Source organism: Rathayibacter sp. VKM Ac-2759 (genome assembly GCF_009834225.1).
Lineage (GTDB): Bacteria > Actinomycetota > Actinomycetes > Actinomycetales > Microbacteriaceae > Rathayibacter.
In genome coordinates this window covers 2,807,193-2,828,733 of sequence record NZ_CP047176.1, presented here as the reverse complement: position 1 = coordinate 2,828,733, position 21,541 = coordinate 2,807,193, and the positions used below count along the sequence as shown (strand labels likewise).

The window sequence follows — 21,541 nt, the reverse complement described above, 5'->3', positions numbered from 1 at the left end:
ACGACACGCCGCAACTTTCCTCCTGATTTCAGTTATTTCCGCGCGGCCGCGGGGTCCGAAGCGTCAGGCTCCGGATGAACGAACGTTGGTAGTGCGTAGAGCAGCTCCGGTCCGAGCGCGGAAAGCTCCTGCCCAATCTTCTGATGCAGCACCTCGATCCGTCGGGTGAGGGCCTCTTCGTGCTGCGCACACAAGTCATGAAGGTCCTGTGCCGTTGATCGTGACATTCGCGTAACGCTCACATAGGCTTCGCCGATGCTGGCAATCCCGAGCGGGCCATCCGGCGAATAGAGGTCCGCGAATACGGCGCCAGCTTCGAGCGCATTCACGGAGTGTGCGACGAACTTGTTTCGCAAGTCCAGGAAGAAGTCGTGGGAGGCTCGTGAGTCGGCACCGAAGGCGTTCAGTTCCGCGCGACCATGGCGCCGAACCCCCTTTGAGAAAGCACGACCATATAGTGTTACGGCTGCTAGCCAGAGGGCATCACTCTCGCCAGGCTCAGGAGCAGAGTGCTCTAAGTCTTTCTCGAGGTAACAACTGAGGAGCATTTTCGCCATGCTGAAGTCTGCGCGCACGCTCGCCAGGTCCTTGAGTTCCGGTGCAGACTCGGTCTTGACTTCCACTCGCCGCATGCCTGCCTTCAGCGCAAGCTGCTCGGAATTCGCTCTGAGGGGATATCTGCTCGTCATCGTCATGACGCTAGCGGAACCTGAAGCGGAGGGGTTCCGGAGGGGTTCGGCCTCGACGGCGGCGGCCCGGGGAGGCTACTTCCGCGCCGTTACTGGTGGGCCCCGTCGGGCTCGAACCGACGACCCGCGGATTAAAAGTCCGCTGCTCTGCCAACTGAGCTAGAGGCCCGCGGCATCCAGGGTAGCGCCCGGCGGCGCGGGGGCGGCGCGGGGCATACCTCGGCATGCCCGCGCGTTACCCTCCTCGAACCGTGTCGACGCGAACGAGTGATCGACAGGACCGAGCACCCCCCACCGCGGAAGGCGGCCCCATGACAGACGGCTTCCACAAGCCGACCAAGTTCCCCTCCCACGTCTTCGAGGCGTTCCAGGGAGGCGAGGACCCGGCGCAGATCAGCCGTGTCGCGCACGAGACGGCCGTCGCGCTGCTCAGCCGCGTCCGGAGCGACCCCGACCCCGTGGTCATCGACCGCCTCGTCGAGTACACCGACCACAACGGCATCGACGCGCTCGCCGAGCTGTGGGCCCGCTCGAGCGCCGCCAGCCTGCCCGGTGCGCTCTGGCGCATCTACCTGCTCCGCCTCGTCATCCGCCAGGACCCCGAGAGCACGAGCTTCCTCTACCAGCGGGGAGTCGAGCTGTCGGCCACGATCGACCCGGTGGTCGCCGGCGCCGTCACTCCGACCGGGCCGGCAGAGATCACCGAGCTCGCCGACCGCATCCTCCGCGGGGTGTTCGACGGCGACTTCGCGGTGGCGCTCGACCGCGCGGCCGCCTTCTGCCGGGTGAGCGCGTCCGGTGCCGCCTCGGTCGCCGACGACGTCGAGTTCACCGACGAGGCGCGCGCGAGCCAGCTCACGACGCGCGCGCTGCGGCTCTCGACGACCGCGGCCGAGCTGGTGAGCTGCGCGCGGCTGTGGCGCAGCGACTCCCTCGAGTAGAGCGAGCCCGCCGCAAGCCCACCGCGCCCGGCGTTCTCGGACCGCGAACGCTCCTCGCGGGCACCCGGGGGGCACCGGTTACACTGGCTGAGGCCGGATCGCAGTAACCCCGGGCTCCACTTATAGCCGCTTCGAGCGGCCTCGCGCCGAGAGGCGTTTCTGCGGTCCGGCCCCCTCATCTCCGCGTCGGAGCGGCCGGTCGAGGGCCCGCGGCGAGTGATCGGCGGCTCCGGTCCCGATCCCCGACAGACAGGCGAGATCCGGCATGAAGAGTCCGAAGGCACTCCGGATCGGCGCGCGTCTCGTCGCCGGTCTCGGCCTCCTCCTCGTCGCGGTCCTGTACTTCCTCGCCGCTCCCGGCGTCGACTCCCAGGAGGGTGCGCAGTTCGGAGCCGGAGTCGTCCTGTCGCAGGGCGCGATCATGCGCACCCTCGCCGTCCTCGGCCTGGGTGCGGGGCTGTGGGTGCTCGTCCGCCCTCGCAGCTACCCCGGTCTGACGGCCGCTCTCGTCGGCGTGATCTCGCTGTGGCTGGCGCCGCGGCTGTCCGCTCCGGCGCTCCTCGACCTGGGCGTCGTCTCGCTCGATGTGCGGTTCGTGACGCTCCCCCTCGAAGTGTCGGTCGTGATCGCGGGCGTCGCCGTGGCAGCCTTCTGGATGACCCGGAACCTCAAGAGCCGGGCACGAGCGGGGCAACGCGGATGACCGACGACACGACGGCCGAGGCCGGAGCGCTCCTCGAGCGCATCACGAACGGCGATCAGCGCGCCTTCTCCGAGCTCTACGACCTCTTCGCCTCGAGGGTGCTCGGACTCATCACCCGGGTCCTGGTCGACCGCGCCCAGTCCGAGGAGGTCACCCAGGAGGTCTTCCTCGAGATCTGGCAAACCGCTGGACGATTCGCTCCGAATAAAGGAAGCGCGACGACCTGGATCCTCACGATGGCACACCGCAGGGCCATCGATCGGGTACGCGCGGCCCAGGCGGGCCGCGACCGGGACGTGCGCATCGGTATCCGAGACCTCGGCCGTGAGTACGACCAGGTCGCCGAGCAGGCGGAGGTGTCCCTCGAGCATGAGAAGGTCGCAGCCGCTCTCGAGCGCCTCACCGAGCTCCAGCGTCAGGCGCTGCAGCTCGCGTACTACGGCGGGTACTCGCACAGTGAGATCGCGGGGATCCTGAAGTGCCCCATCGGCACCGTCAAGACGCGCCTCCGCGATGGAATGATCAGACTTCGAGAAGAGATGGGGGTGGCCCTGTGAACGACATGAACGATCCCGATGGCGCCGCCGATCCGCGTGACCTCGCGGCCGGCCACGCGCTGGGCATTCTGACCCCCGAGGAGGAGGAGCGGTTCGCCCGCTACCTCCTCGAGAACCCGGAGGCCCGCGGCGAGGCCGAGGAGTTCTCGGCGGTCGCCGAGGCGCTCGCCTCCAGTGCGCCGTCCGTCGCACCGTCTCCCACCCTCAAGGCCGACCTGATGGCCCTCATCGCCACCACGCCGCAGCTGCCCGTCGACGCCGGTGCCGCGACGGAGGCGACCCGGCCCCCGCGACTGGCGGCCGTCGCTCCGGTCGACGAGGCACCGGCGCCCGCACGCCACAGCGCAGAGGCCCGCAGCCGCGGCCGCTGGTTCGCTCGTCCCGCCGTCTACCTCTCGGCGGCCGCGGCCGCCGCGGTCATCGTGGTCGGGGGAGTGACCCTCCCGCCGCTGCTGACGCCCGACGCGGGGCAGACCCAGCAGCTCACCGCCCTCGAGGAGATCCGCAGCGCTCCCGATGTGCGGGAGACCGTCGGCGCGCTGGCCACCGGAGAAGCGGCGACCCTCGTCTGGTCGAGTTCGCTCGGCCGCTCGGCGCTCGTCGTCGACGACCTCGCGGCACTGCCGGCCGACAAGACCTACGAGCTCTGGTACATCGGGAGCTCGGGCGCCGTCCCCGCCGGCACCTTCGACGGAGGCGACGGCCGCACGGTCGCTCCGCTCGAGGGCACGCTGTCCGAGGGCGCCGTCGTGGCGGTCACCGTCGAGGACGCGGGCGGATCCGACGCCCCGACGACCGATCCGATCCTCGCGATCGCGACTGCCTGACTCCGGCACGAGAACGCAGAAGAGCCGCACTCCCCGAGGAGTGCGGCTCTTCTGCGTCGAGGGGACGGATCAGCCGAAGCGGCCCGACACGTAGTCCTCGGTCGCCTGGACCGACGGGCGCGAGAACATCGTCGCGGTGTCGTCGTACTCGATGAGCTTGCCCGGCTTGCCGGTTCCCGCGATGTTGAAGAACGCGGTGCGGTCCGAGACGCGCGAGGCCTGCTGCATGTTGTGGGTCACGATCACGATCGTGTAGTCGTTCTTCAGCTCCTCGATGAGGTCCTCGATCGCGAGCGTCGAGATCGGGTCGAGGGCCGAGCACGGCTCGTCCATCAGCAGGACGTCGGGGGAGACGGCGATCGCGCGGGCGATGCACAGACGCTGCTGCTGGCCGCCCGAGAGGCCCGATCCGGGCTTGTCGAGGCGGTCCTTGACCTCGTTCCAGAGGTTGGCGCCCTGCAGCGAGCGCTCGACGAGCGCGTCGGCGTCCGACTTCGAGATGCGGCGGTTGTTGAGCTTGACGCCCGCGAGGACGTTGTCGCGGATCGACATCGTCGGGAACGGGTTGGGGCGCTGGAAGACCATGCCGACCTGGCGGCGCACCTGGACGGGATCGACGCCCTGAGCGTAGAGGTTGTTGCCGTCGATCAGCACCTCGCCCTGCACGTGAGCGCCGGGGATGACCTCGTGCATGCGGTTCAGCGTGCGGAGGAAGGTGGACTTGCCGCAGCCGGAGGGGCCGATGAACGCCGTGACGGTGCGCGGCTCGATGGTGAGCGAGACACCCTCCACCGCGAGGAACTGGCTGTAGTAGACGTTGAGGTCGTTGACCTCGATGCGCTTGGACATTGCTTCCTTCGGGAGTGGCGGCCGGAGCCGAGTGGTGGGTGTCAGCGGCCGAGCTTGGGGGCGAACGCCTTGGCGATGAGCCGGGCGCTCAGGTTGAGCGCCATCACGATCAGGATGAGCACCAGCGCGCCGGTCCAGGCGCGGTTGAGGAACGCCTCCGAGTCGGGGCCCTGGTTCGCGTACTGCGTGTAGACGAAGACCGGGAGGGTCATCATCCGCTCGCTGAACAGGTCGTAGTTCATCGAGGCGGTGAAGCCGGCGACGATGAGCAGCGGCGCGGTCTCGCCGATGACGCGGGCGATGGCCAGCGTGATGCCGGTGGTGATGCCGGCGATCGAGGTCGGCAGCACGATCTTGACGATGGTCAGCCACTTCGGCACGCCCAGCGCGTAGGAGGCCTCGCGCAGCTCGTTCGGGACGAGCTTCAGCATCTCCTCGGACGAGCGGACGACCACGGGGATCATCAGCACGGCGAGGGCGATCGAGCCGGCGAAGCCCATGCGGACGCCGGGGCCGAGGATCAGCGCGAAGAGCGCGTAGGCGAACAGACCGGCGACGATCGAGGGGATGCCCGTCATCACGTCGACGAAGAAGGTGATCGCGCGGGCGAGGTGGCCGCGGCCGTACTCGACGAGGTAGATCGAGGTGAGCAGTCCGATCGGCACCGAGATGACGGCGGCCATGGCCGTGATCTCGAGCGTTCCGATGATCGCGTGCAGCGCTCCACCGCCGGCGTCGATGACGTTGCGCATCGAGGAGCTGAAGAACAGCGGGTCGAAGCGTGCCGTGCCGTTGGTGACGACCGTCCAGAGCAGGGACACGAGCGGGAGCAGCGCGATGATGAACGCCGTTGCGACGAGGGAGGTGACCAGGCGGTCCACCGCCTTGCGGCCGCCCTCGACGAGGCGCGAGACGACGTAGATGGCGATGTCGAAGAGGACGGTGCCCCAGAAGATCGCTCCGACGAGGCTGAAGTCGTTCATCATGCCCGCGGCTTGGAGCATCAGGAAGACCAGCGCGAAGACGACCCAGCTGCCGACCAGCAGCATCCAGGGCGTCCCCTTGGGCAGCCTGCCGGTGACCAGGGTGACGGGAGGGACGACGGCGGTCGAGGTGGCGGCGGACATCAGTTGGCTCCAGAGAAGGCCTTGCGACGATTCACGATGAATCGCGCGATCGAGTTCACGATGAGGGTGATGACGAAGAGGATGAGGCCGGAGGCGACCAGCACGTTGACACCGACGCCGCTCGCCTCGGGGAACTGCAGGGCGATGTTGGCCGCGATGGTGTTCGAGTTCTGCGAGGTCAGCAGGAGGAACGAGACCACCGTGGCGGGCGAGAGGACCATCGCGACGGCCAGGGTCTCTCCGAGCGCGCGTCCCAGGCCGAGCATCGCGGCCGAGACCATGCCGGGGGCTCCGAAGGGGAGGACCGCCATCCGGATCATCTCCCAGCGGGTCGCGCCGAGGGCGAGCGCCGCCTCCTCGTGGAGGCGAGGGGCCTGGAGGAAGATCTCGCGGCAGACCGCGGTGATGATCGGGATGACCATCACGGCGAGGACGACGGACGCGGTCAGGATCGTCTTGCCCGTTCCGGAGGCCTGGCCGCTGAACAGCGGGAACCAGCCGACGTTGACGTTGAGGAAGAGGTAGAAGGGCTGCACCATCGGCGCGAGGACCGTCGCGCCCCAGAGGCCGAAGACGACCGACGGGACCGCGGCGAGCAGGTCGACGATGTAGCCGAGCGCCATGGCGATGCGGCGCGGTGCGTAGTGCGAGATGAAGAGGGCGATCGCGACCGACAGGGGCAGCGCGATCACGAGGGCGATGACGGCCGACCAGATCGTGCCGAACACGAGGGGGCCGACGTACGACCAGAAGTTGGTCGCCTCCCCGGGCAGCTCATCGGAGGTCGCGGTGAACGCGGGGATCGACTGCGCGATGAGGAAGATCGCGACGGCGGCCAGCACGAGGAGGATGAGGGAGCCGGCGGCGACGGTCGAGATCGAGAAGACCCGGTCTCCGACGCGCACCTTCGCCTTCGGGCGGACGACGGTCTCAGTTGCCATTCCAGGGGACTCTCTTCAGACGAGGGGGTTCGACAGTGCTCACGGGGAGATCGTAGGGCTCGGGTGCGCGCATCCGGCAGGTCGAACCCCGGTCACAGGCCGGGCCCGTCTCGCGCATGATGCGGCGAAACGGGCCCGGCCTGTGGATTACTTGATGGACTCGATCGCGGTCGCGACCTTGTCGGCGAGGTCCGAGCTCAGGGGAGCGGAACCGGCCTGAGCGGCAGCGGCCTCCTGGCCCTCCGAGCTGGCGATGTACGAGGCGAAGGCCTTGACGACCTCGCCCTTCTCGGCGTCCGAGTACTCCTGGCACACGATGAGGTAGCTCACCAGGACCATCGGCCAGGCGTCGGCCTCGGTGCCGGTGCGGTCGATCGCGATGGCGAGGTCGTTCTCCTCGCGGCCCTCGGCGACCGGCGACGCGGCGACGACAGCGGCCGCTCCGTCGGCGGAGATGGTCGAGAACGCGTCGCCGACCTTCAGCTGAGCCATGTCCATGCCCTGGGCGCCGGACTCGTCGGCGTAGCCGATCGTGTTGGTGCCGTTCTTGACCGCGTCGACGACACCGGAGGTGCCCTTGGCGCCGTCACCGCTCTGGTACGGGAAGGTCTGCGCGGCCGGGGCGTCCCAGACGTCGCTCGCGGAGGCCGCGAGGTAGTCGGTGAAGTTCTGCGTGGTGCCGGAGTCGTCCGAGCGGTGCACGGAGGTGATCGGGGCGCTGGGCAGGGTCGCGTCCGGGTTGAGGGCGGCGATCTCCGGGGCGTCCCACGTGGTGATGGTGCCCTTGAAGATGCCGGCGATGGTCGCGGCGTCGAGCTTGAGCTCGTCCACGCCCTCGACGTTGAAGATGACCGCGATCGGCGAGATGTAGACCGGGAGGTCGATCGGCTTGGTGTCGGGCGCGCAGGAGGCGAAGGTGCCCGCGAGCTCCTCGTCCTTCAGCGCGGCGTCGGAGCCGGCGAAGTCGGCGGCGCCGTCGATGAAGCTGGTGCGGCCTGCACCCGAGCCCTGGGGGTCGTAGTTGACCGTGACCTCGGGGTTCGCGGTCTGGAACGCGGCAGCCCAGGTGGTCTGCGCGGTGCCCTGAGCGGAGGAGCCGATGCCGGTGATGGTGCCGGAGAGCGAGGACGCGGAGGCGGAGCCTTCGCCGCCGCCCGCGGGGGCCTCGTTGGAGGCGCAGGAGGTCAGCGTGATAGCTGCGACGGCGGCGATGACGGCCGCCTGGCCGAGACGCGAGAAACGCACAAGTATCCCTTTCGGGTAGGAAAGCATGAGAACAGAACAGGGCTTGGTGCGGCCCGCAGGCGAGAGTACGGAGAGGTCGTGTCCTGGCACCGACCGCTCGGTGAACGCAGGATGAACGACGGGGTGGCCCGTTGCCCGATCAGCGGAGGCGGAGGACGCTTCGCACCTCGCGCCGGGGCTCAGGTGAGCGGTGCGTGCGTCTCGAGCGAGACGATGCCCGAACCGGGGTGCTCGGTCGAGAGGTGGACCACGGTGAAGCCCCCGGTGGGCAGGGTGGACGCCTCCTCGAGGTAGGCGCCGATCGGAGTGGCCGTCGCCAGGGCGAGCTCGCGCAGGATCTCGGGGATGACCGGTCCGTGACTGCACAGCACGGCCGACTTCCGCGCGCGCACCCGCTTTCCGACGACGGCGCGCACGTCGGCCGCGTCGCGCTCGAACGCCTCCTGGCTGATGTCCTCCGAGAGCCGGACGGGACGCTTGAGCAGGGAGGAGAGCGGGGCGATCGTGGCGCGGCAGCGCTTGGCGGTGCTCGAGACGAGGCGCCTCGGACGCCAGGCGGCGACCGCGCGTGCCGCGGCCGCTGCCTCCTCGGTGCCGCGGCGGTTCAGCCGGCGGGTCGAGTCTCGACCCTCCCACGAGGAGGGGGGAACGGCCTTCGCGTGCCGCAGCACCACGATCGCGAAGGTGTCGAGCGTGCCGCGCGCCGCGATCCGGGCGAACTCGTCGACGATCGACACGTCGTGCGGGTAGGTCAGGTAGGTGCGCGCCTTCTTGACGGTCACCCACTCGAGCGCCTCGACCTCGTGGTTGGGGAGGAAGTCGGAGGCGAGCACCGCCTTCTCGGTCACCCGCGCGGCCCAGTAGTACACCGCCTTCGGCCGGCCGTTCGGGAGGGTGTACTCGGTCGAGCCGAGCGGCACGCCGAGCGCTACGGCGAGCCCGGTCTCCTCGCGGATCTCGCGGACGGCGGTCTCGGGCAGCGACTCGCCCGGGTCGACCTTGCCCTTGGGCAGGCTGACGTCCTTCCGGTGCGGCCGGTGGATCACGAGGATGTGCGGACGACCCTCGATGAGTCGCCAGCACACGGCCCCGGCGGCGAAGACGGTCCCCGTCACGGTGTCAGCGGCTCGACACGCGCGAGGCGGACCGCGAAGCGGCGCGCTTGCGGTGCGAGATGTGCTGCATCAGACGGTTCTGCAGGTCGGACAGCGGCGCTCCGTCCTCGTCGAGGTGGTGCCGGGTCCACGTGCCGTCCGACCCGAGCCACCACGACGCCGTCTTCTCGTCCATGGCGCGCACGAACATGTCGTCGATCTCGGCGAGGTGCGCGGGCTCGACGATGCGCACCAGGGCCTCGACGCGGCGGTCGAGGTTGCGGTGCATCATGTCGGCGCTGCCGATGAACACGTCGGGCTCGCCGCCGTTGACGAAGCTGAAGATGCGCGAGTGCTCGAGGTAGCGGCCGAGGATCGAGCGGACGCGGATGGTCTCGGAGAGACCCTCCTGCCCGGGCTTCAGACCGCAGATGCCGCGGACCCAGACGTCGACCGGCACTCCGGCCTGGCTGGCGCGGTAGAGCGCGTCGATCACGGCCTCGTCCACGATCGAGTTGACCTTGATCCGGATCCCGGACGGGAGGCCCTTGCGGGCGTTCTCGGTCTCGGCGTCGATCCGCTTGAGCAGGCCCTTGCGCAGGTGGCGGGGAGCGACGAGCAGGCGCTTGAACTTCTTCTCGATCGCGTAGCCCGACAGCTCGTTGAAGAGCCGGGTCAGGTCCTTGCCCACCTCGGCGTCCGCGGTGAGCAGCCCGAGGTCCTCGTAGATGCGCGAGGTCTTCGGGTTGTAGTTGCCCGTGCCGATGTGGGAGTAGTGGCGGAGGACGCCGCCCTTCTCCTGGCGGATCACGAGCGCGAGCTTGCAGTGGGTCTTCAGCCCGACGAGCCCGTAGACCACGTGCACGCCGGCCTTCTCGAGCTTGCGCGCCCACGAGATGTTGGCCTGCTCGTCGAAGCGCGCCTTGATCTCGACGAGCGCGAGCACCTGCTTGCCGGACTCGGCCGCGTCGATCAGCGCCTCGACGATGGGGGAGTCGCCCGACGTGCGGTAGAGCGTCTGCTTGATCGCCAGCACGTCGGGATCGGCGGCCGCCTGCTCGAGGAACGCCTGAACGCTGGTCGCGAACGACTCGTACGGGTGGTGCAGCAGCACGTCTCCGCGCGAGACCGCCTTGAAGATGTCCTGGCGCTGGTTCGGCTCGCTCGGCGAGAGCTGCACGGCCGTCGTCGGGACGTGGTTGGGGTACTTGAGATCGGGCCGGTCGATCTTCTGCAGGCTGAAGAGCCCGCCGAGATCCAACGGCGCGGGGAGCTTGTAGACCTCCTGCGTCGTGATGTCGAGCTCCCGGACCAGCAGCCCGAGCGTCTCGTCGTCCATGTCGTCGGTGACCTCGAGCCGGATGGGCGGGCCGAACCGACGGCGGAGGAGCTCCTTCTCGAGCGCCTTGATCAGGTTCTCGGTCTCGTCCTCGTCGACCTCGACGTCCTCGTTGCGGGTGATGCGGAAGACGTGGTGGTCGAGGATCTCCATGCCGGGGAAGAGGTCGTCGAGCTGGTTCGCGATGAGGTCCTCGAGCGAGATGAAGCGCATGGGCTCGCCGGGAGCGGCCACTCCGGCGATCCGGACGAACCGCGGCAGCATCTGCGGCACCTTGAGGCGGGCGAACTCCGTCTTCTGCGTCTTGGGGTTGCGCACGCGCACCGACAGGTTGAGCGACAGGCCCGAGATGTAGGGGAACGGGTGCGCCGGGTCGACCGCGAGCGGCATCAGAACCGGGAAGATCTGCGCCGAGAAGTAGTCGTCGAGCACCGCGCGCTCGGCGTCGCTGAGCTCGCTCCACCGCACGATGTCGATGCCGGAGTCGCGCAGGGCCGGCTCGACGAGGTCCTTGAACGCCCGCGAGTGCCGCTGCTGGAGCAGGTGCGCCTTCTCGGAGATGTCGGTCAGCACGTCGACGGGCACGCGGCCGATGTTCGTCGGCAGCGCCAGACCGGTGAGGATGCGGCGCTTCAGACCCGCGACGCGGACCATGAAGAACTCGTCGAGGTTCGAGGAGAAGATCGCCAGGAAGTTGGCCCGCTCGAGCACCGGCACCAGCGGATCCTCGGCCAGCTCGAGCACGCGCTGGTTGAACGCCAGCCAGCTCAGCTCGCGATCGAGGTAGCGGTTGTCCGGGAGCAGGGGATCCGAGTGCTCCTCCTCCTCGTCGTCGAAGTCGTCGTCGAGCTCGTCGCTCAGGCCGTCCTCGAGAATCAGGTTGTCGCCGTCCATGCGACCATCCTGGCACCGCCTCCGGCCGCCTCGCGCCGCCGGTGGTGAATGCGGGGTGAACGCGGCCGGGGGAGGAGCCTCGGAGTCAGCGGACCGCCGGACGGCGCTGCAGGTACTGCACGTCGACGGAGGCGTCCGTGAATCCGAGCGAGCGGTAGAGGGCGACGGCCGAGCGGTTCTCGGCCTCGACGTAGAGATCGGCGGTGGTGCAGCCGCGCTCGAGCATCCGCGCGAGCCCGGCGCCGAGCAGGGCCCGGCCGAGGCCGCGACCCGCCGCCTCGGGGGCGACGCCGAGCACGTAGATCTCGCCGGTCGTGGATCCGGGCTCGATCTTGAGCCAGTCGTAGCCGACGAGGGTCCCGTCGGCGTCGCGGAGGAGGAGGAAGTCGCCCTCGTCGAACCACGGCTCGGCGCGGCGCGCGGCGAGGTCGTCCTCGGTGAGCCGTCCCTGCTCCGGATGCGCGGCGAAGACCCGCGCGTTCAGCGCCACCCACTCGGCCGGGTCGAGATCGCGGGCGTCCGAGAGCGCGTAGCCGTCGGGGACGACGACGTCGGGCGCGGCGAGCGGCTCGAGGGCCAGGTGCAGGAGGGTCCGGATCGGCGCGAACCCGTGGGAGGCGGCCAGGGCCCTGGCTGCCGGGTGGTCGCCGTGCGCCCAGGCGAGCAGCCCCGTGCGGCCGCTCGCGAGCACCTGCTCGAGCGTCGCCCGGCCGAATCCGACTCCTCGCCACTCCGGATCGACGACGAACTCGAGCTCGCCCTGGCCGAGCACCGCGGCCGCCACGACGACGTCGGCGCGCAGGCCGATCAGCAGCGTGCGCGAGCCCGCCCGGGCGTCGACGAGCGTCTGATCGCTGAAGGGGGGCTGCTCGTCGAACCAGGTCGCCCGGCCGATGAGGTGCTCGAGTCCGGCCGCGACCGCGGGATCGGACAGGTTCTCAACCGAGAGATTGAGCGACTCGCTCATTGTCCTCTTCGTAGACGTTGAAGCGGTATCCGACGTTGCGGACCGTGCCGATGAGCGACTCGAGGTCGCCGAGCTTCGCGCGCAGGCGCCGGACGTGCACATCGACGGTGCGGGTGCCGCCGAAGTAGTCGTAGCCCCAGACCTCGCTGAGCAGCTGCTCCCGGGTGAAGACCCGGGACGGGTGGGTGGCGAAGAAGCGCAGGAGCTCGAACTCCTTGAAGGTGAGGTCGAGCGGGCGCCCGTGCACCTTCGCGGAGTAGCTCGCCTCGTCGATGACCACGCCGGACGCCTGGATCCGCGATGCGGACTGCTCCTGGGCGAGCCTCCCGATGACGAGGCGGATGCGCGCGTCGACCTCGGCGGGGCCGGCGGAGTCGAGGATCACGTCGTTGACGCCCCAGTCGGCGCTCACGGCGGTGAGGCCGCCCTCGGTGAGGATCAGGATGAGGGGGACGTTGATGCCGGTGGTGGTGAGGATCTTGCACAGCGACTTGGCGCTGGCGAGATCCTGACGGGCGTCGACGAAGATGAGGTCGCAGCTCGGAGCGTTCACGAGATGAGCGGGTTCGGCCGGGATCTGCCGGGTCTTGTGGCTGAGCAGCCCCAGCGCGGGCAGTACCTCGGCGCCCCCCGCAGAGGTCAGTATGAGCAACTGCGCCACGGATCCTCCAGAACTGTTGTGCCGCAATACTAGCGGCGGGCCGGGAGGGCCGATCGCCTGGGGCACAATTGACGGATGAGCAGGGACCAGGTGGGCGTCGGGATCGTCTGGGCGCTGGCCCTCGTCGGCTCGGTCCTCTCGCTGGTCGTCGCCCCGGCCGGCTCCGCGCAGCTCTGGCTCGCGCTGACCTTCGGAGGATGCGTCCTCGCCACCTTCGCCGTGCAGCTCGCCGTCGCCCGCGCCTCCGGCTATCTGCTGCGCACGATGACGAGCATGGTCGGTGCGATGGTCATCGTCGGCATCGCCACCGGGATCGCCGTTCTCGCCTCCCGCTGAGTTCCGCGGGGCCCGACTCCGCGTCGGTACCGGCGGATAGGATGGGGCCATGCTTCTCGCCCTCGAACTCTTCTATCTCGGACTGCTCGGGCTCGCCTCGCTCGCCATCGCGTGGGTGTCGGGCGTGGTCGTCTTCAAGCTCTACCGCGGCCAGCGCTAGTCGCCGGGTCAGAGCCGGTTTGATCTCGCTGCCGTCGGGCCTGCCGCCCGAACTCGTCCCCCTCTCCTGGCTGCTCGGCGTCTGGGAGGGCTCGGGAGTCGTCGACTACGCCGTCGGCGACGACTCGGTCCAGGCCGAGTTCGGCCACCGCATCAGCTTCAGCTACGACGGGCTGCCGTACCTCAACTACAGCTCGTACACCTGGCTGATCGAGGACGAGAGCGAGGTCGGCCACCGCCCCCTCGTCAGCGAGACGGGCTACTGGCGCCTCAGCCGCCCGCTGACCGACGCGGATGCGGGCCCGGCGATGCTGCCCGGCCGCGGCGCTCCCGCGTACCCCGACGCGGAGTCGGTCGAGACGCTCCGCAACGCCGCCGGCGGCTTCGAGATCGAGGTCTCGCTCGTGCACCCCGACGGCGTGAGCGAGCTCTACCTCGGCCAGGTCAAGGGCCCGCGCATCGATCTCGCGACCGATGCCGTCATGCGCACGGCCGCCGCGAAGGACTACGCCGCCGCGACCCGCCTCTACGGCCTCGTCGAGGACCACCTGCTCTGGGCCTGGGACATCGCCGCGCTCGGTCAGGGTCTGCGGACCCACGCCTCCGGACGGCTCGCCCGTGTCGACTGAGGCGGAGGTCTCGCCGCTCCTCTCGGTCGAGGGAGCCGTCGCCACGTCGAGCATCGCCGAGCCGGGAGTCGCGGCGCACTACGGCGAGCCCTTCCGCGAGCAGCGCGCGCTCGCCGCGGGCACCGCGCTCGTCGACCTCTCCGGTCGCGGAGTCGTCACCGTCACCGGCCCCGACCGGCTGACCTGGCTCGACTCCCTGACCAGCCAGTCGCTCGCGCGACTCGCTCCGGGAGCGTCGGCCGAGACCCTCCTGCTGGATCCGTCCGGGCGCATCGAGCACGTCCTCCGCGTCGTCGACGACGGAGAGACGGCGTGGCTCCTCCTCGACCGCGACGAGACCGCGGGCCTGGCGGCCTGGCTCGACCGGATGCGCTTCATGCTCCGGGTCGAGATCACCGACCGCACCGAGGACTTCGCGACCCTCGGGACGCTGGGCGACGCCTCCGCCACGGCTCTCGCCCTCTCGCTGGGCGAGGTCGGCTGGCTCGACCCGTGGTCGCAGGTGCAGCCGGGCGGCTGGCAGTACGCGGCCGTCGAGGGCCACCCCGCGGCTCTCTGGCACTACCGCGAGACTCTCGTGCCGCGCACCGTGCTCGCCGAGCTCGCCTCCCGTGCCGCCTCGGCCGGAGTCGCCCTCGCGGGAGCGGACGCCCTCGAGGCGCTCCGCATCGCCGCCTGGCGACCGCGTCACGCGACCGAGGTCGACGACCGGTCGATCCCGCACGAACTCGACCTGCTGCGCTCCTCCGTGCACCTGGCGAAGGGGTGCTACCGCGGGCAGGAGACCGTCGCCAAGGTCCACAACCTCGGGCATCCGCCGCGCCGCCTCGTCCTGCTGCAGCTCGACGGCTCCGACTCGGCCCTCCCGGCGCACGGCGATGTCGTGACCGCGCTGAAGGGTGGCGAGCCGGTCGAGGTCGGCACCGTCACCTCGAGCGCCTGGCACTACGAGGACGGGCCGATCGCGCTCGCCGTCGTCAAGCGCTCGGTGCCCGTCGACCACGAGCTCACCGTGATCGCGGGAGACATCCGTGTCGCCGCCTCGCAGGAGGTCGTCGTCCCGCCCGGAGCCGGTGCGGAGGCGGGAGTGCCCCGCCTGCCCCGGCTCGGGGCCACGACCAGATAGGCCACGCCGTGGTGGCCGCAGGATCCGACGGGCCGGATCGGGCGGCCGAGCGGCTCCGGCGGCTCGTCCGCGTCGACGGGCTCCGCCCGGGCAGAGGGCTCGCCCGCGCGGTGGCATCGCTGCCCGCGGTGCTGCAGATCGTGCTCGCGGCGATCCTGGCCTACTCGGTGTCGAGGTTCGTCTTCGGGCATCCGGCTCCGGTGCTCTCGCTGACGGCGACCATCTCGAGTCTGGGCATCGCGCGGGACACCCGCCCGAAGCAGGTGGCCGAGACGGCCGTCGGCATGCTCATCGGGATCACGGCGAGCGAGGTCCTCCTCCTCCTCTGGGGCACGGGGGTCTGGCAGCTGGCCGTCGTGCTCGCGATCGTCTTCACCGTCGGTCGTGCGCTGTCGCCGTCGCCGGGCTTCGCCGTCGCGGCGGGCACCCAGGCGATGCTCGTGATGGTCCTCCCCGCGCCCGACGGAGGAGTCTTCACCCGCAGTCTCGACGGTCTCGTCGGCGGCCTCGCGGCGCTGCTGTGCACCGCGATCGTGCCGCGGAGCCCGCTCCGGACGGCCAGGGCGGAGGCCCGCCGCCTCGTCGCCGCACTGGCGGAGACGATCGAGGGACTGTCCGAGGCGCTCCGGAACGGCGACGCCGGCGCCTCCCGTGCGGCGCTCGAGCGCATCCGCTCGACGCAGCCGACCATCGACGGCTGGTCGGCGGCCCTCGAGTCGGCCCTGGGAGTCGCGCGCATCTCGCCGTTCGTCCGGCGGCACCGCGGCGAGCTCGAGCGGCAGCGCGCGATGCTGGCCGCCCTCGACCTGGCGACCCGCAACCTCCGGATCGTCGCGCGGCGCACTGACTTCCTCGTCGGCGACGGCGCCCCGCGCCCGGCGCTCGCCGAGGTCGTCGCCTCGTTCGGCCCGGGGATCGCGCTGCTCGGGCGCTCGCTGACCGACGCCTCCGTGCTCGCGCTGGCCCGTCAGGATCTGGTGCTGCTCGCGACGACGCTCGACCCGCAGCGACTGATCCCCGAGGCGCGCCTCGCCGAGAAGACGCTCCTCGTCATCCTCCGACCGCTGGTCGTCGACCTGCTGACGGCGGCCGGCACCGACTCCGCCGAGGCGAGAGCGGCGCTGCCCGAGCTGCGCTGACGCGGTCCGTCAGAGGAGTGACGGGGCCGGGCCCGCGGGCGCGACCGCGTCCCACGCGACGGTCACCTCCCCGAGCCGCCACCGCCGCGGCCCGTCGAGGATCGGCCACTCGGCGCGGAGCGCGCGCACCGACGCCTGCCAGCGCTGGGTCGGCCCGTACACCGCGAGCGGAGCGTTCAGGGTCCAGGCCCGCTCGAGCGCCTGGAGGAACGCGTGCACCGGCTCGCCGGGGACGTTGCGGTGGATCAGCGCTTTCGGGAGGCGTTCGGCCGCGATCATCGGCGAGGGGACGGCACCCAGTCGCAGCGAGAGCGTCAGGGACCGGGGCCCCTCCCGGCCGATCTCGATCCAGGTGCAGATGCGCCCGATCTCGTCGCAGGTGCCCTCGACGAGCACACCGTCGGGGCGGAGCCGCTCGATCATGGTCTGCCAGGCGCCGGCGACGGCCGACTCGTCGTACTGGCGGAGCACGTTGAACGCACGGATCGCGCTCGCCCGCCGACCCTCCGGGAGCGGGATCTCGAACCCGCCGCGCTCGAAGCGCACGCGCGCGTCGCTCGGGAAGGCCGTGCCTCCGCGCCGCACACCCGCCAGCTGCTCGCGGGCGGTGCTCACGCGCGCCGGCTCGATCTCGAGGCCGACGACCTCGACTCCCGGCGCCACGCGGACGAGGCGGCGGTGCAGCTCGAGCGTGGTGACGGCGCTCGCCCCGAACCCGAGGTCGACGACGAGCGGGTCCGCCGTGCCGCGGAGCACGGGCAGCTCGGTCATCCAGCGGTCCACCCGGCGGAGCCTGTTGGTGCCGGTCGTCCCGCGGGTCACGGCTCCGATCGGCATGCCGTCCAGCGTATCCGCGCCCGAAAGGGGCCACCTCTACACTGGGCGCATGTCCGAGACCTACACCCTCATCCTCGTGCGCCACGGCAACAGCGAGTGGAACCAGAAGAACCTGTTCACCGGCTGGGTCGACGTGCGACTGACCGAGCAGGGCATCGCCGAGGCGACCCGCGCCGGCGAGCTCCTGACCGAGGCGGGGCTGCACCCCGACATCGTCTACACCTCCCGACAGACGCGCGCGATCCAGACGGCGAACATCGCCCTCGAGACCGCGGACCGCCTCTGGATCGACGTCAAGCGCTCCTGGCGCCTCAACGAGCGCCACTACGGCGCGCTGCAGGGGAAGGACAAGGCGCAGACCCTCGCCGAGTACGGCCCCGAGCAGTTCCAGACCTGGCGTCGCTCGTTCGATGTGCCGCCGCCCCCGCTCGACGACGACGACCAGTACTCGCAGGCCCACGACGAGCGCTACGCCGACCTCGGCGACGCCCTCCCGCGCACCGAGTCGCTGAAGCTGGTCATCGAGCGGATGCTCCCGTACTGGGAGTCCGACATCAAGCCGGACCTCGCCTCGGGCAAGACCGTCATGATCACTGCGCACGGCAACTCGCTGCGCGCTCTGGTGAAGACTCTCGACGGCATCTCCGACTCCGACATCGCCGAGCTCAACATCCCCACGGGGATCCCGCTCGTCTACACCCTCGACGAGAACTTCGAGCCGACCGAGCCGGCTCGCTACCTCGACCCGGAGGCGGCCGCCGCGGGTGCCGCCGCCGTCGCCGCCCAGGGCGCCAAGAAGTAGCCCTCGCCCTCCTCGAACGGCCCGCGGAACCCCGGTTCTCGCGGGCCGTCCGCATCCGCGCCCGGCCTCGGAGCACCTCCGGCTCGCAGAACCACGCTCGGCTCGCAGGATCACCCGATTCCTGCGAGCCGAAGCACAGGCGACGAGCCGAAGTCCCGCGTGCCGATCCTCCGGCTCGCAGAAACACCTTCGGCTCGCAGGAATCGCCGACTCTGACGAGCCGAGCCCCTTATCGCGAGCCGACCGTGCCTCAGCCCGTCCTCCGGCTCGCAGAAACACCTTCGGCTCGCAGGAATCGCCGCCTTTGACGAGCCGAGCCCCTTCTCGCGAGCCGACCGTGCCTCAGCCCGTCCTCCGGCTCGCAGAAACACCTTCGGCTCGCAGGAACACGAGATTCCTGCGAGCCGAAGCACATTCCGCGAGCCGAAGTCAGGCCGGTTCGTCTTCCTCATTCGAATGTCGGTGACAGTCGGCCGACACTCTTCGGGGGTCAGCCTGCAGACCAGCCAGCCGTCCACGAGGCGAACGATCGAATCGCGTGACAGCGATTCGATCTAGCCGGACGCACCCCGCTCTGCGGAACGCGACCCCGCTGGAGAGCCGACCGCGGTCGATATCGCGCTTCGCGCGATATCGACGAATGGACTCAGGCGTAGTCGCCTGAGATCAGGTACTGCACCTTCTTGGCGATCGACACGGCGTGGTCGGCGAAGCGCTCGTGGTAGCGGCTGGCGAGGGTGGCGTCGACGGTGTCGGCGGCCTGGCCCTTCCAGGCCTCGCTGAGGACCTTGTCGAAGACGCTGACGTGCAGCTCGTCGATCTTGTCGTCCTCGTCGCGGATCTCCTCCGCGATGCGCGCGTCCTGCGAGCGGAGGAGCTCGGTGAGCTTGTGCGCGACGACGACGTCGAGGCGTCCCATCTCGACGAAGGTCGGGCGGAGGCTCTTGGGCACGACCTTGTCGGGGAAGCGGTAGCGCGAGAGCTGCGCGATGTGTTCGGCGATGTCGCCCATCCGCTCGAGGGAGGCGCTGATGCGGAGGGCGGAGACGACGGTGCGGAGGTCGCGCGCGACCGGTCCCTGACGGGCGAGGATGTCGATCGCCAGCTCGTCGAGGCTGATCGCCAGCTCGTCGATGCGCGCGTCGCTCGCGATGACCTCCTCGGCGAGAGAGACGTCGGAGTGGTTGAACGCCTGGGTCGCCTTCTCGATCGCGATCTCGACGAGTCCCGAGATCTCGACGAGGCGGTCCTGGACTTCGGCCAGCTCCTGCTGGAAAACTTCGCGCATCTTCTGATCGACCCTCTCTGCGGCACGCACGGAGTCCCGGTGCCGGTGTTGCGTCGCGCACCACGCACGACACTGCGCCTGCACCGAGTCGGCGCAAGCGCAGCAATGATGACCACGGCAGGTTAACGGACGGTGCCGGGGGTTTGAACAGTACTCGACCCCCAGCCGCTCGATCGGCGTCCGGTAGGGAGACGGCCGGTGGATGGCTAGCCTGGGTCCGTGGATACGGGCTTGTACGTTGTTCTGGCGCTCGTCCTCGGGCTGGCCATCGGCGTCGCCATGACCGTCGTCGTCACGCTCGCCGCCCGTCAGGGCCGGATCGCCGCGGACGTCGCCGCGGTCGGGCTGCCGGAGGGGATCGACGCCATCATCGACGCCGTCGGCGCTCCCGCGTTCGTGACGGACCCCTCCCACAACGTGCTGAAGGCGTCGACGCGGGCGATCTCGCTCGGGCTCGTCTCGCAGGACACCCTGCTGCACCCCGACCTCGTCGCCATCGTCGACCGCGTCCGCCGCTTCGGCGACGACATCGAGCAGGACCTCGAACTGCCGACGAGTCCGCTCTCGGACGCGGCCGTCACCCTCGTGGTGCACGCCACCCGCCTCGGCTCCCGCTTCGTCCTCGTGCTCGCCGAGGACCACACCGAGGCGCGCCGGCTCGAAGCGGTGCGCCGCGACTTCGTGGCCAACATCTCCCACGAGCTGAAGACTCCGATCGGCGCGGTCGGGCTGCTCGCCGAGGCGCTCGACTCCGCCGCCGACGACCCGGTGCAGGTCCGCCGCTTCGCGCACCGTCTCACCCAGGAGTCGCACCGCCTCGCGAAGATCACCCGCGAGATCATCGAGCTCTCGCGCCTGCAGTCGACCGACGTCGCCGGCACCGCCGAGGTCGTCCGCGTCGACGACATCGTCGTTGCAGCGCTCGAGACGACGCACGTGATGGCCGAGTCGCACGACGTGACCCTGGTCAAGGGCGGCATGAAGAAGGCCTACGTCGCAGGCCAGGAGAAGATGCTCGTCTCGGCCCTGCACAACCTGCTCTCCAACGCGATCCAGTACTCGCCCCCCGGCTCCCGGGTCGGAGTGGGCGTCCGCTCGACCGGGGGAGTCGTCGAGATCGCCGTCACCGACCAGGGCATCGGCATCCCCGAGGAGGACCTCGACCGCGTCTTCGAACGGTTCTACCGCGTCGACCAGGCGCGCTCGCGCCACACCGGAGGCACCGGCCTCGGCCTCAGCATCGTCAAGCACGCGGTCCAGAACCACGGCGGAGACGTCCGCGTCTGGTCCAAGCCCGGCCGCGGCTCCACCTTCACCATCCGACTTCCCGAAGTAGACCCGGCCCGGACGCCCTTCGCGTCGACGGCACCGATAGGAGACACCGCGTGACCAGCATCCTGCTCGTCGAGGACGAGAGCGCCCTCAGCGAGCCCCTCAGCTACCTGCTCGAACGAGAGGGATACGACGTCACCGTCGCCGAGGACGGCACGCGCGCCGTCGCCGCCTTCGACGAGGGCGACTACGACCTGATCCTGCTCGACCTGATGCTCCCCGGCATGCCCGGAACGGAGGTCTGCCGAGAGATCCGCACCCGCTCCTCCATCCCGATCATCATGGTCACCGCGAAGGACTCGGAGGTCGACATCGTCGTGGGACTCGAGCTCGGCGCCGACGACTACGTCACCAAGCCCTACTCGACCCGCGAACTGCTCGCCCGCATCCGCGCGGTCCTCCGCCGCCGCACAGAGGACCCGGGAGAGGAGCGCATCGTCGTCGCCGGCCCCGTCAAGATGGACATCGAACGCCACACGGTCGAGGTCGACGGAGTCGAGACCCCCATGCCCCTCAAGGAGTTCGAACTCCTCGAGATGCTCCTCCGCAACGCCGGCCGAGTCCTCACCCGCGGCCAGCTCATCGACCGCGTCTGGGGCAGCGACTACTTCGGCGACACCAAGACCCTCGACGTCCACGTGAAGCGCATCCGCTCGAAGATCGAGAAGACGCCTAAGGAGCCGATGCTCTTGGTTACCGTCCGCGGCCTCGGCTACCGCTTCGACGCATGATCGCGGGGGCTGGTGGGGGCATCTGCGGCGTTGTCGTCGGTTGCGATACTTCCAGTATCGCGCCCTCCTCCGCCTTGCACCTGCCCCCACCAGCCCCCGCGATCCCGTTCTGCAGGGGGTAGGTGTGGAGGGTGCGGCGGCTGGGGGACGTGCGGGTTCGGGTGGGGCCGTCGCTGCGCGACGAGCACGCTGATGGGGCCGTCGCTGCGCGACGAGCACGCTGATGGGGCCGTCGCTGTGCGACGAGCGGCGCGAGGGCGTCTGTGGGGAGGGCGTGCGGGTTCGGGTGGGGCCGTCGCTGCGCGACGAGCACGTTGACGGGGCCGCC

At 70.2% G+C, this 21,541-nt stretch carries 22 protein-coding genes and 1 tRNA gene; 11 read left to right on the top strand and 12 right to left on the bottom strand.

Features of this window, described 5'->3' with window-relative positions:
- Nucleotides 1-32: 32 nt before the first annotated feature.
- Both GSU68_RS13120 and GSU68_RS13115 read right to left on the bottom strand, forming a co-directional pair.
- Nucleotides 33-695: a hypothetical protein gene (locus GSU68_RS13120; protein WP_159909021.1), complete on the bottom strand. Its 663-nt coding sequence runs from the start codon at nucleotides 693-695 to the stop codon at nucleotides 33-35.
- Nucleotides 696-782: 87 nt separating this feature from the next.
- A tRNA-Lys gene (locus GSU68_RS13115) sits at nucleotides 783-858 on the bottom strand.
- Between the two features lie 142 nt (nucleotides 859-1,000).
- Here GSU68_RS13115 and GSU68_RS13110 point away from each other — a divergent pair.
- From GSU68_RS13110 to GSU68_RS13095, 4 genes are all read left to right on the top strand, one after another.
- Nucleotides 1,001-1,630 (top strand): DNA-directed RNA polymerase subunit beta, encoded by a 630-nt coding sequence (locus GSU68_RS13110; RefSeq protein WP_159909019.1) that lies wholly within the window; start codon nucleotides 1,001-1,003, stop codon nucleotides 1,628-1,630.
- Nucleotides 1,631-1,895: 265 nt separating this feature from the next.
- Nucleotides 1,896-2,333, top strand: coding sequence for a hypothetical protein (locus tag GSU68_RS13105; RefSeq protein WP_159909017.1), 438 nt, complete (start codon nucleotides 1,896-1,898; stop codon nucleotides 2,331-2,333).
- The gene (gene sigK / locus GSU68_RS13100) at nucleotides 2,330-2,890 is read left to right on the top strand and encodes an ECF RNA polymerase sigma factor SigK (protein WP_159909015.1); all 561 of its coding nucleotides are present in this window, start codon (nucleotides 2,330-2,332) and stop codon (nucleotides 2,888-2,890) included. Before GSU68_RS13105 ends, sigK begins: the two co-directional genes overlap by 4 nt.
- A 5-nt stretch (nucleotides 2,891-2,895) precedes the next feature.
- A complete protein-coding gene (locus GSU68_RS13095) occupies nucleotides 2,896-3,717 on the top strand; it encodes an anti-sigma factor (RefSeq protein ID WP_159909013.1) in 822 nt (273 codons plus the stop codon).
- A 69-nt stretch (nucleotides 3,718-3,786) separates the two neighbouring features.
- On the opposite strand, the gene pstB is transcribed toward GSU68_RS13095, so the two are convergent.
- From pstB to GSU68_RS13055, 8 genes are all read right to left on the bottom strand, one after another.
- Nucleotides 3,787-4,566, bottom strand: a complete 780-nt coding sequence (gene pstB, locus GSU68_RS13090) for a phosphate ABC transporter ATP-binding protein PstB (RefSeq protein WP_159909011.1) — start codon at nucleotides 4,564-4,566, stop codon at nucleotides 3,787-3,789.
- 41 nt (nucleotides 4,567-4,607) lie between these two features.
- Nucleotides 4,608-5,693, bottom strand: coding sequence for a phosphate ABC transporter permease PstA (pstA, locus tag GSU68_RS13085; protein ID WP_159909009.1), 1,086 nt, complete (start codon nucleotides 5,691-5,693; stop codon nucleotides 4,608-4,610).
- Nucleotides 5,693-6,634 carry a phosphate ABC transporter permease subunit PstC gene (gene pstC / locus GSU68_RS13080; RefSeq protein WP_159909007.1) on the bottom strand — a complete coding sequence of 314 codons (942 nt, stop codon included), beginning with the start codon at nucleotides 6,632-6,634 and terminating at the stop codon, nucleotides 5,693-5,695. The genes pstA and pstC overlap by 1 nt, the downstream gene beginning before the upstream one ends.
- A gap of 147 nt (nucleotides 6,635-6,781) precedes the next feature.
- Nucleotides 6,782-7,879: a phosphate ABC transporter substrate-binding protein PstS gene (gene pstS, locus GSU68_RS13075; RefSeq protein WP_244259276.1), complete on the bottom strand. Its 1,098-nt coding sequence runs from the start codon at nucleotides 7,877-7,879 to the stop codon at nucleotides 6,782-6,784.
- 179 nt (nucleotides 7,880-8,058) lie between these two features.
- Nucleotides 8,059-8,994, bottom strand: coding sequence for an NUDIX domain-containing protein (locus GSU68_RS13070; RefSeq protein ID WP_159909003.1), 936 nt, complete (start codon nucleotides 8,992-8,994; stop codon nucleotides 8,059-8,061).
- Between the two features lie 4 nt (nucleotides 8,995-8,998).
- Nucleotides 8,999-11,206 carry an RNA degradosome polyphosphate kinase gene (locus GSU68_RS13065; protein WP_159909001.1) on the bottom strand — a complete coding sequence of 736 codons (2,208 nt, stop codon included), beginning with the start codon at nucleotides 11,204-11,206 and terminating at the stop codon, nucleotides 8,999-9,001.
- An 85-nt stretch (nucleotides 11,207-11,291) separates the two neighbouring features.
- On the bottom strand, nucleotides 11,292-12,173 hold the full coding sequence (gene mshD / locus GSU68_RS13060) for a mycothiol synthase (RefSeq protein ID WP_159908999.1): 882 nt from the start codon (nucleotides 12,171-12,173) through the stop codon (nucleotides 11,292-11,294).
- Nucleotides 12,145-12,834, bottom strand: a complete 690-nt coding sequence (locus tag GSU68_RS13055) for a response regulator transcription factor (protein ID WP_159908997.1) — start codon at nucleotides 12,832-12,834, stop codon at nucleotides 12,145-12,147. Before GSU68_RS13055 ends, mshD begins: the two co-directional genes overlap by 29 nt.
- A 75-nt stretch (nucleotides 12,835-12,909) precedes the next feature.
- Between GSU68_RS13055 and GSU68_RS13050 the strand changes: the two genes are divergently transcribed.
- The 4 genes from GSU68_RS13050 (at nucleotide 12,910) to GSU68_RS13035 (ending at nucleotide 16,223) form a co-directional block, all read left to right on the top strand.
- On the top strand, nucleotides 12,910-13,170 hold the full coding sequence (locus GSU68_RS13050) for a hypothetical protein (RefSeq protein WP_159908995.1): 261 nt from the start codon (nucleotides 12,910-12,912) through the stop codon (nucleotides 13,168-13,170).
- Between the two features lie 179 nt (nucleotides 13,171-13,349).
- Nucleotides 13,350-13,958 carry an FABP family protein gene (locus tag GSU68_RS13045; protein ID WP_159908993.1) on the top strand — a complete coding sequence of 203 codons (609 nt, stop codon included), beginning with the start codon at nucleotides 13,350-13,352 and terminating at the stop codon, nucleotides 13,956-13,958.
- Between the two features lie 52 nt (nucleotides 13,959-14,010).
- Nucleotides 14,011-15,084 carry a glycine cleavage T C-terminal barrel domain-containing protein gene (locus tag GSU68_RS13040; protein ID WP_244259502.1) on the top strand — a complete coding sequence of 358 codons (1,074 nt, stop codon included), beginning with the start codon at nucleotides 14,011-14,013 and terminating at the stop codon, nucleotides 15,082-15,084.
- A gap of 11 nt (nucleotides 15,085-15,095) precedes the next feature.
- The gene (locus GSU68_RS13035; RefSeq protein ID WP_159908989.1) at nucleotides 15,096-16,223 is read left to right on the top strand and encodes an FUSC family protein; all 1,128 of its coding nucleotides are present in this window, start codon (nucleotides 15,096-15,098) and stop codon (nucleotides 16,221-16,223) included.
- Between the two features lie 9 nt (nucleotides 16,224-16,232).
- Here GSU68_RS13035 and GSU68_RS13030 read toward each other — a convergent pair whose 3' ends face one another.
- Nucleotides 16,233-17,060 carry a class I SAM-dependent methyltransferase gene (locus GSU68_RS13030; protein WP_159908987.1) on the bottom strand — a complete coding sequence of 276 codons (828 nt, stop codon included), beginning with the start codon at nucleotides 17,058-17,060 and terminating at the stop codon, nucleotides 16,233-16,235.
- Nucleotides 17,061-17,109: 49 nt separating this feature from the next.
- Here GSU68_RS13030 and GSU68_RS13025 point away from each other — a divergent pair, with 49 nt between their 5' ends.
- Nucleotides 17,110-17,862, top strand: a complete 753-nt coding sequence (locus GSU68_RS13025) for a phosphoglyceromutase (protein WP_159908985.1) — start codon at nucleotides 17,110-17,112, stop codon at nucleotides 17,860-17,862.
- Nucleotides 17,863-18,508: 646 nt separating this feature from the next.
- On the opposite strand, the gene phoU is transcribed toward GSU68_RS13025, so the two are convergent.
- Complete coding sequence (gene phoU / locus GSU68_RS13020) at nucleotides 18,509-19,150, bottom strand: phosphate signaling complex protein PhoU (RefSeq protein ID WP_159908983.1); 642 nt, start codon at nucleotides 19,148-19,150, stop codon at nucleotides 18,509-18,511.
- A gap of 219 nt (nucleotides 19,151-19,369) precedes the next feature.
- On the opposite strand from phoU, the gene GSU68_RS13015 reads away from it, so the two are divergent.
- Together GSU68_RS13015 and GSU68_RS13010 are read left to right on the top strand one after the other, a co-directional pair.
- Nucleotides 19,370-20,539, top strand: coding sequence for an ATP-binding protein (locus GSU68_RS13015; protein ID WP_159908981.1), 1,170 nt, complete (start codon nucleotides 19,370-19,372; stop codon nucleotides 20,537-20,539).
- The gene (locus tag GSU68_RS13010) at nucleotides 20,536-21,213 is read left to right on the top strand and encodes a response regulator transcription factor (protein WP_159908979.1); all 678 of its coding nucleotides are present in this window, start codon (nucleotides 20,536-20,538) and stop codon (nucleotides 21,211-21,213) included. Before GSU68_RS13015 ends, GSU68_RS13010 begins: the two co-directional genes overlap by 4 nt.
- Nucleotides 21,214-21,541 lie beyond the last annotated feature (328 nt).

What these genes read in the sequence shown, in the direction of transcription:
- pstA (WP_159909009.1), bottom strand. Translation starts at nt 5,693, where the DNA reads ATGTCCGCCGCCACCTCGACCGCCGTCGTCCCTCCCGTCACCCTGGTC.
- phoU (WP_159908983.1), bottom strand. Translation starts at nt 19,150, where the DNA reads ATGCGCGAAGTTTTCCAGCAGGAGCTGGCCGAAGTCCAGGACCGCCTC.
- GSU68_RS13110 (WP_159909019.1), top strand. Translation starts at nt 1,001, where the DNA reads ATGACAGACGGCTTCCACAAGCCGACCAAGTTCCCCTCCCACGTCTTC.
- GSU68_RS13030 (WP_159908987.1), bottom strand. Translation starts at nt 17,060, where the DNA reads ATGCCGATCGGAGCCGTGACCCGCGGGACGACCGGCACCAACAGGCTC.
- sigK (WP_159909015.1), top strand. Translation starts at nt 2,330, where the DNA reads ATGACCGACGACACGACGGCCGAGGCCGGAGCGCTCCTCGAGCGCATC.
- pstB (WP_159909011.1), bottom strand. Translation starts at nt 4,566, where the DNA reads ATGTCCAAGCGCATCGAGGTCAACGACCTCAACGTCTACTACAGCCAG.
- GSU68_RS13025 (WP_159908985.1), top strand. Translation starts at nt 17,110, where the DNA reads ATGTCCGAGACCTACACCCTCATCCTCGTGCGCCACGGCAACAGCGAG.
- pstC (WP_159909007.1), bottom strand. Translation starts at nt 6,634, where the DNA reads ATGGCAACTGAGACCGTCGTCCGCCCGAAGGCGAAGGTGCGCGTCGGA.
- GSU68_RS13065 (WP_159909001.1), bottom strand. Translation starts at nt 11,206, where the DNA reads ATGGACGGCGACAACCTGATTCTCGAGGACGGCCTGAGCGACGAGCTC.
- GSU68_RS13105 (WP_159909017.1), top strand. Translation starts at nt 1,896, where the DNA reads ATGAAGAGTCCGAAGGCACTCCGGATCGGCGCGCGTCTCGTCGCCGGT.
- GSU68_RS13120 (WP_159909021.1), bottom strand. Translation starts at nt 695, where the DNA reads ATGACGATGACGAGCAGATATCCCCTCAGAGCGAATTCCGAGCAGCTT.
- GSU68_RS13095 (WP_159909013.1), top strand. Translation starts at nt 2,896, where the DNA reads ATGAACGATCCCGATGGCGCCGCCGATCCGCGTGACCTCGCGGCCGGC.
- GSU68_RS13050 (WP_159908995.1), top strand. Translation starts at nt 12,910, where the DNA reads ATGAGCAGGGACCAGGTGGGCGTCGGGATCGTCTGGGCGCTGGCCCTC.
- mshD (WP_159908999.1), bottom strand. Translation starts at nt 12,173, where the DNA reads ATGAGCGAGTCGCTCAATCTCTCGGTTGAGAACCTGTCCGATCCCGCG.